This is a genomic window from Agrobacterium vaccinii (genome assembly GCF_021310995.1).
GTDB lineage: Bacteria > Pseudomonadota > Alphaproteobacteria > Rhizobiales > Rhizobiaceae > Agrobacterium > Agrobacterium vaccinii.
Window position 1 is genome coordinate 1,328,913 of sequence record NZ_CP054151.1, and the last position, 12,124, is coordinate 1,341,036.

Sequence of the window (12,124 nt, forward strand, 5' to 3'; positions counted from 1 at the left end):
CGGCGCGACGGGCGAGGCATGACCCTCCGATGGGAGAGCGAAAAAAGCCGCTTAGACGACGGTCGAAAGCGGGATTTGCAGAGCAGCAGCAACGCGCTGGATGTGGGACGGATTGATATCGGACCCATCCTCGAGTGCGCTGATTTCGTGCGCGGTCAGACCGCAGGTGATGGCCAATTGTTCAACCGTGTAGCCACAGGTGCTTCTCGCAGCCGCGATCTTCGACGCAAATGGCGCATGGGTTTCATTGCTGGAATAAGGCTCGGAAACAGATATTGTCATTATAATCTCCCTAGAATGGACATTGAATGGAACCGGGGTCCATGGAGCTACCGGCATTTAATGCGACAGCGCTGCGTAAGGAGAGGCTATGCTGCAGCGCAAAACGGAAAATACCCATCTTTCCCCCGTGAGCAACAGTTAAATTTTCGTAAGGATTTTACGGCTTGCCGGGAGTATGGAGCAAGCCGTTGAATTTCCTTGAACAAGTTACATCAAATCCTGCTTCAAAACCTCGTCCAGCTCATAGATCGCGCAGACGATGTGGTAGAAGGTGCTGGCCGGTGCCGGTTCATCGATCATCGGCGCGTCATGCGGCCATTTATCGAACCATAGGCCGGAGACCGGCGTATCCAGAAATGGCTGCAATGCTCCCACCGCTCGCAGCGCCGATGACAGATAGCGGTGGCGCTCTTCACCATGTGTGGCGGCTGCCAGCCGTACGGCGCCCTTCAGCCATTCGGTTTGTGGCCAGAGGCGTGCAAGCGGATCATGGACGGTAAAATCGTCGTACAGGCTCATCATCGCCACCTTGCGACGCGGGCAGATGCCGTATTTTTCGCCGATATCGAACATGCGTTTGGCCTTCGATAAGGCAGAGCTATCGCCGCGCATGTTTCCCCAGCGCGTCAGCAGCCAAGCCCATTCGAACTGGTGACCCGGCTCCATGATGCGGCCTTTTTCGCCCGGCATCGGATTCCAGTCCCGGTCGAAGAACTCCCGCAAACCGCCGGATTGCGCATCGATGAATTTGTCCATGGCAAGGTGCGCGACGTCATCTGCCAGCTCACGCCAAGGTCCCTCGGGGTCCACCTTTTCCCATGCCAGCATCGCCTCGAAGAAATGCATGTGCGGATTGGAGCACAGCGGATCAACCGGTGGATTGGCTTCCTCGAAGCCTGTGACAGGGTGCGCGTAGTCCCGCCGCAAGACGTCGAGAATGCCTTGCGCGCGCTCCAGCATTTCGGCTTTGCGCTCTGGAAACACTCTGGCGGTCTCGGCGGCTGCAAACAGCGCGAAGGCCTGATTATAGAAATCGAATGTCGGGTCGATCAACTTGCCAGAGGAGTCTGCGAGGTTGCCGTAGAGGCCGTTTTCCAGCCGGAACACTTTGTCGAACCAGTGCAGACCATGATCAACGGCCTTTTTCCATTCGCCGTTCCAGCCCTTTTGCCCGGCAGCGGCATAGCAATAGGCCTGTCGCGGCTGAACGCGGGAACGGCGGTTGTCGCCGAGCATCGGCTTTGCGTTCTGGTCGATGCGCTCGTAAAAACCGCCATCGGGCTTTCCGGCGCCGACTTTCCACCACATGGGCAGGGCGTCCTCATCGAGCCAGCGCCTTAGTCTCTTGGCTTCGTCTGAAAGTTGGCTGGTTACGCTCATCACTTGATCTGCCATTTCCATTCCATTTCGACATGCGTTTTAAAGCGGCTTCGCGTGCCTCCCACAACCCCAATTCCTGTCTTGCGGCAAAGTTCCATGGCCAAGCCACCTATCGCGCTGCCAAAACGACAACATACGACCAAGTTTTCATATTGCTAAATCGCGGTGCTCACGTATTTCATGAACATGGTTTGGTCATCTCTGATTCGTTGTGCGCGCGACCTTGCCGGCATGCTGAATGCGGCGGGCGCGGCGGTGGGAAAGCCCGCTGCCTGTGTTCTATTGCCTGGCATTGCACTGGCGCTGACCAGCTGCAACAATCCCGGCGGCATCCGCGCATCCGGCGCGCCCAAAATGCTGCCACCGGAAGAAGCGCTGATTTTTCCGCCTCCCGGTGGGCCGGAGATTATCAACGTCATCAGCCGCACCTTCTCCAATGCCGTGCAGCAAGAGGTCATCCTGCGCTCGGACGCGAGAACGCCGGGACAGAACTATTTCAAGATCGAACTGTTCGGCCCGCAGCGTGCGGAAGATACCGGCAAGGATGGTCTGGCGAGCAGCAGCCTGCGCGCCTCTTCCATCTCGCGTGAGATACGCTCGGCCTTTCCCGGTGCGCAACTGGCAACATCAGCGGAATATCTGCAAAACGCATATGGTGCCTTTTCCTACGCCTCCGGTCACGGCGCGGGTGACGATTCCTGCATTTACGCCTGGCAGCGCATCCGCTCGCCGGAAGATATGCGACAGGGCTTTAAAAATCTCGGGCGTATCAACGTCACGCTCAGGCTTTGCCAGTCGGGTGTAACGACACGCGACCTGCTGGCGGTGATGTACAATTACACGATTACCGGCAGCTACGATTCCGAAGGGTGGAACCCCTACGGCACGGCGCAGAAACCGCCGGAAGGCATGGGGCGCTCCGGCAATCCGATCTATCCGGTCACTGCAACGGAAGTCCCGATGCAGCCGGGCTCGCAGACACCAAGCCGTCCGCCCGCACAGGCCGCTCCATCAGTCGTGCGCCGCGTCGTCGTTCAGCCCGCACCTCAGCCGCAACTGCAGCCCATCGTATCACCTGCTCCAGCGCGGGTGGTGATACCGTCGCCAACGGGGGCAGCGCCTGCATCCACCCGTCCCGCAGATGTGCCCGCACCGGCCAGTCGTGCGGAAACGAGACGTGTGGTCATTCCTTCTCCCGACTGCGTGTCGTCTGGAGAAGGTTCGCAAAGATGCAATTAACCAATTTAGTATTGTCTTGGGTATAAGGCATCATCCCGTGGCATCGTCGCAAGGCGGTGAGTCGGGAATCGAGGCATGTAGCCTCAGAGCGAAACAAGGGTTTGCAGATGAGCAAGGCCATCTCCGTCATCATCTGGATGATCGTGTCGATTTGCGTTCTGGTCATCATAACGCTGCCGGTCAGTTTGCAGACCCACCTCATCGCCACGGCAATCTCGCTGGTCCTGCTCGCCACAATCAAATCCCTCAACGGCAAGGGCGCGTGGCGTTTGATCGGCCTTGGCTTCGGCACGGCCATCGTGCTGCGCTATGTCTACTGGCGAACCACAAGCACACTTCCTCCCATCAACCAGCCGGAAAACTTCATTCCTGGTTTTCTGTTGTATCTGGCGGAGATGTACAGCGTGCTGATGCTGGCGCTCAGCCTTGTCATCGTGTCCATGCCGTTGCCGTCCCGCAAGACCCGGCCCGGTTCGCCGGGCTATGTGCCCACGGTCGATATCTTCGTTCCGACCTATAATGAAGACGCTATTCTGCTGGCCAACACGTTGGCGGCGGCAAAAAACATCGATTATCCCGCCGACAAATTCACCGTCTGGCTGCTGGATGATGGCGGGACCGTACAGAAGCGAAACGGTCCCAGTGTTCCAGATTCGCAGGCCGCAGCGCGCCGTCATGAAGAACTGAAAACGCTGTGCGACGACCTCGGCGTCAACTACCTCACACGCGAGCGCAATGTTCACGCCAAGGCCGGTAACCTCAACAACGGTCTAGAGCACTCCACCGGTGAGCTGGTCGTGGTGTTCGATGCCGACCACGCGCCCGCGCGCGATTTTCTTCTGGAAACCGTCGGCTATTTCGAAGAGGACGAGCGACTGTTCCTTGTCCAGACCCCGCACTTCTTCCTCAACCCCGATCCCATCGAGCGCAATCTGCGTACCTTCGAGACGATGCCGAGCGAAAACGAGATGTTCTACGGCATCATCCAGCGCGGCCTCGACAAATGGAACGGTGCCTTTTTCTGTGGCTCCGCGGCTGTTTTGCGGCGTGAAGCGCTGAAGGAAACCGAGGGTTTCAGCGGTGTCAGCATTACCGAAGATTGCGAAACGGCGCTGGCGCTGCATTCGCGCGGCTGGAACAGTCTTTATGTCGACAAGCCGCTGATTGCCGGGTTGCAGCCCGCAACCTTCACCAGCTTCATCGGCCAGCGCAGTCGCTGGGCGCAGGGCATGATGCAGATTCTGATCTTCCGCCAGCCGCTGTTTCGTCGCGGATTGTCGTTCACGCAACGCCTTTGCTACATGTCATCGACGCTATTCTGGCTGTTTCCCTTTCCGCGCACGATCTTTCTTTTCGCGCCGCTGTTCTATCTGTTTTTCGACCTCCAGATTTTCGTCGCCTCTGGCGGTGAGTTTCTGGCCTACACCGCTGCATACATGCTTGTGAACCTCATGATGCAGAACTTTCTCTATGGCAGTTTCCGCTGGCCGTGGATTTCCGAACTGTACGAATATGTGCAGACGGTCCATCTGCTGCCCGCCGTCGTGTCGGTCATCTTCAATCCGTCGAAGCCGACGTTCAAGGTCACGGCCAAGGACGAGTCGATCAGCGAGGCGCGGCTGTCCGAAATCAGCAGGCCGTTTTTCGTCATCTTCGCTGTGCTGATCATCGCCATGATTTTCGCCGTCTACCGCATCTATGCCGAGCCCTACAAGGCGGACGTCACGCTTGTGGTGGGCGGCTGGAACCTGCTCAACATCATCTTTGCGGGTTGTGCTCTTGGCGTGGTCTCCGAGCGTGGAGAGAAGTCGGCGTCCCGCCGCGTTACCGTCAAGCGTCGGTGCGAATTGCAGATCGGCGATAGTGATCTCTGGCTGCCCGCCACCGTCGAGAACGTGTCGGTCAACGGAATGCTGATCCATATTTTCGAGCAGGGTCTGTCGCCTGTCGAGCAGGGAACGACGGCGACCATTCGCGTCAAGCCGCACAGCGAAGGTGTGCCGGAAACCATGCCGATCAACATCGTGCGTTCCGTTCGCCAGGATGGGTTTACCTCCGTGGGTAGCACGTTCTCGCCGCAAAAGGCGGTCGATCACCGCCTGATCGCCGATCTGATATTCGCCAATTCGGACCAGTGGAGCGAATTGCAGCGCAGCCGTCGCAAAAACCCCGGCCTTATCAAGGGCACTGCGACGTTCCTTGCCATTGCCGTCTACCAGACGCAGCGCGGTCTGTTTTACTTCTTCCGGTCCTTGAAGCCGCAACGGAAGGTCAAACCGGTGCTGGGAAGGGCGAAATCATGATGAAGCCCTCGCTTCTCGTCGCGGTGCTTCTGACCTCCATCTCAAGCATTGCCCTGGCGCAGACCACACCCTTCGACATGTCGCCGGAAAAACCGGCTTCGCCACTGCCTGCCGTCCGCCCGGCACCGGTTGCGCCCCAAGCCTCGCCGCCGACAACGCCTGTCCCGCAAGCGCCCGCCGCTGCCCCACGGCCTGCCACGGGCATGACCATGCCGACGGTTGCGCCTACGAAACCAGTTGCGCTTCCTGTCGCAAACAACCAAGACGACCGTCGTCGCTATATTCTCCCCTTTGCCGAGATGGGTCTTTCAGGCGAAATCGACCAGCGCCAGTGGACGCTCTATCTGACGCCGGAACAGGCGAAATCGGCGACGTCCGTGAACATCGGCTATCAGAACGCCATTGTCGTGGCGCCTGAAAGTTCGAACCTTGAAGTCTCCGTCAATAACGTCGCGCTGGACCGGAAGAGCATCTCCTCCCCTGATGCGGATGGCGCTGTTTCTATGGCGATACCGGCTGGTGCGCTTCAGGCGGGTGCCAACACGATTTCGCTCGGCGTCCAGCAACGGCATCGCACCGACTGCACGGTGCAATCGACCTATGATCTTTGGACCGATGTCAGTCCGGCCAGCACCTATCTCGCCTTCGATGCCGATGTCGCCAACCGTTTTGATTCCATCGATGACATTCAGGCCACGGGTGCCGATGCGGCGGGTTTGACCACCATCAACATCGTAGCGCCCGGCCTTGCCAACCCTGTCGCGGCACAGCCGTTGCTGAAGCTGGCACAGGCGCTTGCCCTGCGCACGCAGATGCCCAACCAGCAGATCACTTTCGACACGAAGCTACCGACCGAGCGCAAGCCGGGCACCCTCACGGTTCTGGTCGGTACCTCGCGTGAGATTGCCGCCACCACCCAATCCGTTCCGCCCGAGGCGCTGGCAGGTCCCTATGCCGGGTTCGAGAACGACATCGTCAAAGGCGTGTCGGCGTTGATCGTCAGCGGACCGACGCCGCAGACCCTGCAACTTGCCATCGATACGCTCTCGACCTCCGTCGAGCGTCCGTCCGGTTCGTCGCGCGCGTCGCTTTCCACCAGAGCCTGGCACACGCCGGATGCGCCGTTGGTCATGTCCGACCGACGCCTTGCGCTATCCACTCTGGGCGTAAAAAGCAGCGAGTTTTCCGGCAGGCGGTTCAGAACCGATTTCACCATCGGCACGCCTGCGGATTTCTATGCATCTGCCTATGGAGAGGCTCAGTTGCTTCTCGATGCTGCCTATTCCAACGAGGTTCTGCCCGGCAGCCACATCGACGTCTACGTCAATGGCAACATTGCCTCTACCGTGCCGATCTCGAACCGGGGTGGCGGCATTTTCCGGCATTTGCCCATCAAGGTCACGATGCGCCACTTCGTTCCCGGGGTGAACACCATCTCCATCGAGGCCATTCTGGTGACCGATGCGGATGCGGCGTGCCTTCCGGGTGCACCGGCGGCGCAGACACCGCGCTTTGCGCTGTTCGATACGACGGAAGTGCACATTCCGAATTTCGCGATGATCGGTCGCGCTCCGGATCTGGCGGCAACGAATGGTGTGGGACAGCCTTACCGTGCCAGCGCCGAGCCTGTGGCCGTCTGGCTGGAGCGGGTGGATACCGACACCATGTCTGCTGCTGCCACCTTGCTCAGCCGACTGGCGCTTGCGGGTGGGCACCCGGTCGCAATCGAACTGGTTGCTACGCCCGCATCGGTCGGCGAGAGAAACGCGCTGTTCTTCGGTACGCTTGGCCAGATGCCGCAGGCGCTGGTCAGCCAGCTTGATCTCGCACCCGCCAGTCAGGTTGCGTGGAAGGAAACGGATAGTGCCGGGCGTCCGGCCCAGACGGACCAGCTTTTCGATGACTGGCGACAACGGGTGGATGGTGGTCTCTGGCAGGGGCAGGTTTCTTCGCTAGAAGAGTGGATGAAGCGCAACTTCGACATCAGTTCGGATACGCTGCGCTTCCTGCCCGGCGCCGAAGAAATCTACTCGCCGCCGGCCAATGTCACATTCATGCTGGCGCAGGGCATGAGCCCGGGTGGCGAAGGCGTCTGGACCATGGCAACGGCACCCACCGCCGCTGACTTGCGCACCGGCATGGCCGCCATGGCCGAGCAGAAGCGTTGGAGTATGCTCACCGGACGCGTTGCCACCTATGACGCGACCGCCGATAAGGTCGAAACCATTGCCGCAGAACAGCCAAGCTTCATCGTGACCCGCGACTTCAGCTTCTGGAACTGGCGTCTGATTGCGGCCAATTGGCTGTCGACCAACACCTTGTCCTACTCTCTCGTCTTCATCGGGTTTCTAACACTTCTGGGATGCGTCACATTCCTGATGCTGCGCGGCATGGGGCGGGACAAATGAGACAGATGGCCAGCTTCCCTCTCAAACTCCTGATGGTGCTGGCAATCATGCTCGTTCCGCTTACCGCCAAAGCCGCCTCGATTACATCGGCTGATTGGGGTGCTTACAAGGCCGCGTTTCTCGATCCAGCCGGTCGCATCGTGGATACCGGCAACAATAATATCAGCCATAGCGAAGGTCAGGGCTACAGCATGTGGCTGGCCGTGCTGGCAGATGCTCCCTCGGATTTCGAGCTTATCTGGTCTTTCACGAAGACCGAGCTTCTGGTGCGGGACGATGGCCTTGCGGCATGGAAGTGGGACCCGCAGACGCAACCGCATATTTCAGACATCAATAACGCCACCGATGGCGACATCTTGATCGCCTATGCGCTGGCGCTTGCGGCCAAGCAGTGGAACAGGTCCGATTATGCCGAGGCTGCCGCTTCCATGGCAAAGACGATTGTCACCAAGGCTGTCGTCGTCAGGGCAGGGCGCACTCTGCTGTTGCCGGGCACTGCCGGATTTTCTGAAAGTGACAGGCCCGATGGTCCTGTCGTCAACCCGTCCTATCTGATTTTCGAGGCGTTTCCGGTTTTGAATGAACTGGCGCCATCGCCGCTTTGGGCTGCCTTGAGCAAGGATGGCGTGGCTCAGATCAACGCCTTCGCATTCGGTCCGCGCCAGCTTCCGGCAGACTGGGTCTCGCTCAAAACCAAACCGCGCCCGGCGGACGGTTTTCCGCAGGAATTCGGCTATAACTCCGTCAGAATTCCGCTCTATCTTGCCCGCGCGGGTCTTGGCGATGCGGCTTTGAACGAGCGTTTGCGCTCGGGAATCACTGTTGACGGCGGCAATATGGCGACGTTCGATTTGCGCAGCGGGAAATCCAAAGACGTGCTCTCGGATGCGGGTTATCGCATCATCCCGGCGCTAATTGCCTGTATTGGCAACAAAACACCCCTTCCAGACGACCTGAAACGCTTCACGTCAACACTTTATTATCCATCTACGTTGCATCTCTTGGCATTGTCATTCGCGACTCAGACGCGTCAGGATTGCTTATGATCGGTAAACCGATTTTTATAGCCGCCGCGATATTGGCCGTTGGCGGGGTCACCGCCTACCAGTGGCGCGATGAGCTTCTGGGCAGGGTTGCTGCGGTTCACACCACAGGCTCCATTAGAACAGCTGCTTCCGACAACCGTCTTTCCGTGGTTAAAATGCCTGTGACGAACACGCACGTGGCGCAGAACGACACCGGCTTTGCTCCGCCTGTAACCGTACCTGATCAGACTCTGGCTCAGGTCTCCCGCCCAGCACCGTCAGCGCCACCTCAGGTCGCCCCCGCCGCATCACAGCCTGTCGTGGTCGACGAAAGTGCGCTACGCTACTTCGCGTCGCAGGGCGATACGGCCCGTCTTCAGGCAGAAATCGCGCGTCTGAAAGTGCTCTACCCAAGCTGGACGCCACCGGCAGACCCGCTTGCGGTGCCGGAGCAGGGCGATCCGCAGTTGGAAACCATGTGGCAGCTCTACGCCAATGGACGTTATGCCGAGGTGCGCAAGGCGATTGCAGACCGGCAGGTGGCAGATCCAGGCTGGCAGCCCCCCTCAAACCTGACCGATATGCTGAAGCTAGCCGAGGCGCGCCAGCGTCTGGTCAATTCGTCCGATCTCAAGCAATATAACGCAGTGGTGGAAACGGCAGCATCCAACCCGGAACTGCTGACATGTAGTGAGGTGGACGTGCTGTGGCGTTTGGCCGAGGCCTTTGCCCGAACCGATAAGCCAGAACGCGCCCAAGACGCGTACAATTATGTTCTCAGCAACTGCGATGGCGCGAGCGACCGGCTCGCCACCGTTCAGAAGGCGTCTGCGCTGCTGCCCGTGGATATGATGGATAATCTCCTGGCAAAGGAAAAGCCAGGTCTTGACGGACAGATGGAGTTCGATCCGGTCAAGAATGATCTCGCCCGGCAGTTCGTTGCCAATGCGGGCGAGAAGAAGGACGCCACCGTGCCGCCAGCCTATCTGATGCGGGTGGAGCGTTTGGCTGAAAGCGACAAGCTGGCCAGCGATGCGCTGCTTCTTGGCTGGTACAACGTCCGTCGTGAAAACAACGTCGATGCAGAAAAGTGGTTTCGCCGCGCGAGGGATGCCGAGGATTCCGCATCCGCGTCGCAGGGGCTTGCGCTCGCCCTTGTCGCCCGTGGCGATCCGCAGGAAGCCGAAGAGGTCGTGTACAAATGGCGCGACTCGTCTGACGATGCCCGCAAGACCTATCTTGCCGCCACTGCCAATTTGTTGGCGCTCGATCCGCCCGTCGCGCTGGAGCCCGATGTCTTGAAGCGTGTGGCGGAAGAAGCCGTGGCGCAGAAGGATGCGGCGACGGCGCAGGAGTTCGGCTGGTATTCGCGTGCGTTCCAGCAGCCGCAACTGGCCGTCCAATGGTTCACAACGGCACTGGGCTGGAAAGCAGATGACGAGCCATCGGCCTACGGGCTGGCGTTGACCTATCAGGACATGAACAACGTCACCGAGGTCCGGCGACTTCAGCAGCAATGGGGTGCGCAGTCGCCACGCATCCTCGATATCGGTCGCCCCGAGCGCGATAGTTCGCAAAGCGTGGCAAGCAGTCAGCCGGTTCGCAGCGCCGTTCGTCCGCAACCTGGCACGATGGAGCCGACGGAGGTTGTTTACCGGCAGGTCGCACCGGCAGCTGCGCCGCGCCAGAACCGTGTGGTAACGCAGACGCAATCGTCACGCAAATCCAGCCGGTGCGGCACGACATACAACCCGGATGGTCTACCCCCACAGCAGGCCTTGCAGCAGGGTTGGTGCCTGATGGATGCCAACCGTCCGGCAGAGGCGTTGAAAGCTTTTGGCGCAGCGCTGAAAAGCGGACCGGATAGCATTCGCAGCGATGCGGCCTATGGCCAGAGCCTAGCCTATTTGCGCATGGGTCTGACGGACAATGCCGCCGTTTCCGCCACCAAATCCGGCATGGACCGGACAAAGGCAACGGAACTCCAGATCGCCATTTTAACCGACCGAGCGCTGGCCGCCTACAACAACGGTCAGTACGAGAAAGCCCTTATTCTGCTTGATCAGCGCGCCCGCTTTGCAACGGAGCGAAACGACCTGATGGTGATCAGGGGATATGCCTATCTCAACCTGAAGCGGTACGGTGAAGCTATTCAGGTGTTCGAGGGTCCGGCCTCCACGGGCCAGAGGGATGCCGTTCGCGGGCTGGCAGCAGCGCGGGATGCGCGTCCGAGCAAGGGTCCGAGCGGGGGCTGAGAATGCTCTCCCGGGTATTTTTAGACAGTTTTCATGGAATTCATTGAAAGTTCATGTGCCGGACTATATGTCGTTTCCGATAATGCTATCTGAAAGACGACGATGCTGACGAAAAAGGGCAAATACGGGCTGAAAGCCTTGATCGATCTCGCGGGACTGGCCCAGGGAGAGACCGCGTTTGTCAGCGAAATCGCCGCTCGAAACAACATCCCTAAAAAGTTTCTCGACGCCATCCTGCTGGAACTTCGCAACGAAGGCATGCTTCGCTCGAAGAAGGGCCCCGGCGGTGGATATGCCCTTTCGAAGTCCGCTTCTGACATTTATATCGGTCAGGTTATTCGCGCCCTTGATGGTCCGCTTGCACCCATTCGTTGCGCAAGCCGCACGGCTTTCGAAGCCTGCGAGGACTGTTCCGATCCGCAGACCTGTCAGGTGCGCCGGTCCATGACCGATGTGCGCGACGCCATGGCATCCGTGCTCGACACCATGACACTGGAGCAGTTCGCCTCCAACAAGGCTGATGAGCCCTCTGAACGCACGGCCTGATCGCGGAGTTCTCCGTATCAGGCGCTGGCTAGGCCGACGTAGCGACCACTGTGATAGACGAGCGGCGAACCATCGCTTTGCTCCACGGACAGCACCCTGCCGATGATGATCGCATGCGTGTGACGCTCGATCACGTCTTCGACGGCACAGTCGATCGACGCCAGAGCGCCTTTGAGCGCCAGCGCGCCGCTTTCCAGCGTAAACCACTCAGCATCGGCGTAACGATCGACACCCTTCAGTCCACCAACGCCTGCGAAACGCGATGCCACATCCTGTTGATCTTCGGACAGAATGTTGACGCAGAAGTGGTTGTAGCGCGCAATGATCGGCCATGTGGACGACGATTTGTTGATGTTGACGATCATCGTTGCGGGATCCATGGAAAGCGCCGTAGCAGACGTGACGGTCGCGCCCGTACGGTTTGAACCCGTGCCTGCCGTAATGACCGAGACGCCGCCTGCAAGGCTGCGCATTGCGGACTTCAACTCATTGGAATCGAATGCCGCTCGTTCACGTTCATCGTGAAGGTATGTCACCGTTGCCGTCATCCTTGTTCTCTCCAAAGCTTTTGTCCCCAGTCTCTGAACGATATCAGCGGGGATGGAGGGCAGGGAGCGAAAGGATTTTATTGTTTAGTGATTTTGTAGAAATCTATTGTGGTCTGCGACGGTTTGACGCGCATCCCT

At 59.2% G+C, this 12,124-nt stretch carries 9 protein-coding genes; 6 read left to right on the plus strand and 3 right to left on the minus strand.

The window, feature by feature from the left end; translation table 11 throughout:
* Window positions 1-51: 51 nt before the first annotated feature.
* On the minus strand, window positions 52-282 hold the full coding sequence (locus HRR99_RS21245; RefSeq protein WP_233124775.1) for a helix-turn-helix domain-containing protein: 231 nt from the start codon (window positions 280-282) through the stop codon (window positions 52-54).
* A gap of 207 nt (window positions 283-489) precedes the next feature.
* The gene (locus HRR99_RS21250; RefSeq protein WP_277877931.1) at window positions 490-1,677 is read right to left on the minus strand and encodes an AGE family epimerase/isomerase; all 1,188 of its coding nucleotides are present in this window, start codon (window positions 1,675-1,677) and stop codon (window positions 490-492) included.
* Between the two features lie 339 nt (window positions 1,678-2,016).
* Between HRR99_RS21250 and bcsN the strand changes: the two genes are divergently transcribed.
* From bcsN to HRR99_RS21280, 6 genes are all read left to right on the plus strand, one after another.
* The gene (gene bcsN, locus HRR99_RS21255; protein ID WP_233125000.1) at window positions 2,017-2,901 is read left to right on the plus strand and encodes a cellulose biosynthesis protein BcsN; all 885 of its coding nucleotides are present in this window, start codon (window positions 2,017-2,019) and stop codon (window positions 2,899-2,901) included.
* 107 nt (window positions 2,902-3,008) lie between these two features.
* Window positions 3,009-5,204: a UDP-forming cellulose synthase catalytic subunit gene (gene bcsA / locus HRR99_RS21260; RefSeq protein ID WP_233124776.1), complete on the plus strand. Its 2,196-nt coding sequence runs from the start codon at window positions 3,009-3,011 to the stop codon at window positions 5,202-5,204.
* On the plus strand, window positions 5,201-7,612 hold the full coding sequence (locus HRR99_RS21265; RefSeq protein ID WP_233124777.1) for a cellulose biosynthesis cyclic di-GMP-binding regulatory protein BcsB: 2,412 nt from the start codon (window positions 5,201-5,203) through the stop codon (window positions 7,610-7,612). The genes bcsA and HRR99_RS21265 overlap by 4 nt, the downstream gene beginning before the upstream one ends.
* On the plus strand, window positions 7,609-8,658 hold the full coding sequence (locus HRR99_RS21270; RefSeq protein ID WP_422387358.1) for a family 8 glycosyl hydrolase: 1,050 nt from the start codon (window positions 7,609-7,611) through the stop codon (window positions 8,656-8,658). Before HRR99_RS21265 ends, HRR99_RS21270 begins: the two co-directional genes overlap by 4 nt.
* Window positions 8,655-10,892 (plus strand): tetratricopeptide repeat protein, encoded by a 2,238-nt coding sequence (locus tag HRR99_RS21275; RefSeq protein WP_233124779.1) that lies wholly within the window; start codon window positions 8,655-8,657, stop codon window positions 10,890-10,892. Before HRR99_RS21270 ends, HRR99_RS21275 begins: the two co-directional genes overlap by 4 nt.
* A 102-nt stretch (window positions 10,893-10,994) precedes the next feature.
* A complete protein-coding gene (locus tag HRR99_RS21280; protein ID WP_233124780.1) occupies window positions 10,995-11,438 on the plus strand; it encodes an RrF2 family transcriptional regulator in 444 nt (147 codons plus the stop codon).
* 17 nt (window positions 11,439-11,455) lie between these two features.
* Here HRR99_RS21280 and HRR99_RS21285 read toward each other — a convergent pair whose 3' ends face one another.
* Window positions 11,456-11,986: a flavin reductase family protein gene (locus HRR99_RS21285; protein WP_233124781.1), complete on the minus strand. Its 531-nt coding sequence runs from the start codon at window positions 11,984-11,986 to the stop codon at window positions 11,456-11,458.
* Window positions 11,987-12,124 lie beyond the last annotated feature (138 nt).

Coding starts and splice junctions, on each gene's coding strand:
- HRR99_RS21245 (WP_233124775.1), bottom strand. CDS start 282: ATGACAATATCTGTTTCCGAGCCTTATTCCAGCAATGAAACCCATGCG.
- bcsA (WP_233124776.1), top strand. CDS start 3,009: ATGAGCAAGGCCATCTCCGTCATCATCTGGATGATCGTGTCGATTTGC.
- HRR99_RS21285 (WP_233124781.1), bottom strand. CDS start 11,986: ATGACGGCAACGGTGACATACCTTCACGATGAACGTGAACGAGCGGCA.
- HRR99_RS21270 (WP_422387358.1), top strand. CDS start 7,609: ATGAGACAGATGGCCAGCTTCCCTCTCAAACTCCTGATGGTGCTGGCA.
- HRR99_RS21265 (WP_233124777.1), top strand. CDS start 5,201: ATGATGAAGCCCTCGCTTCTCGTCGCGGTGCTTCTGACCTCCATCTCA.
- HRR99_RS21275 (WP_233124779.1), top strand. CDS start 8,655: ATGATCGGTAAACCGATTTTTATAGCCGCCGCGATATTGGCCGTTGGC.
- bcsN (WP_233125000.1), top strand. CDS start 2,017: ATGCTGCCACCGGAAGAAGCGCTGATTTTTCCGCCTCCCGGTGGGCCG.
- HRR99_RS21250 (WP_277877931.1), bottom strand. CDS start 1,677: ATGGCAGATCAAGTGATGAGCGTAACCAGCCAACTTTCAGACGAAGCC.
- HRR99_RS21280 (WP_233124780.1), top strand. CDS start 10,995: ATGCTGACGAAAAAGGGCAAATACGGGCTGAAAGCCTTGATCGATCTC.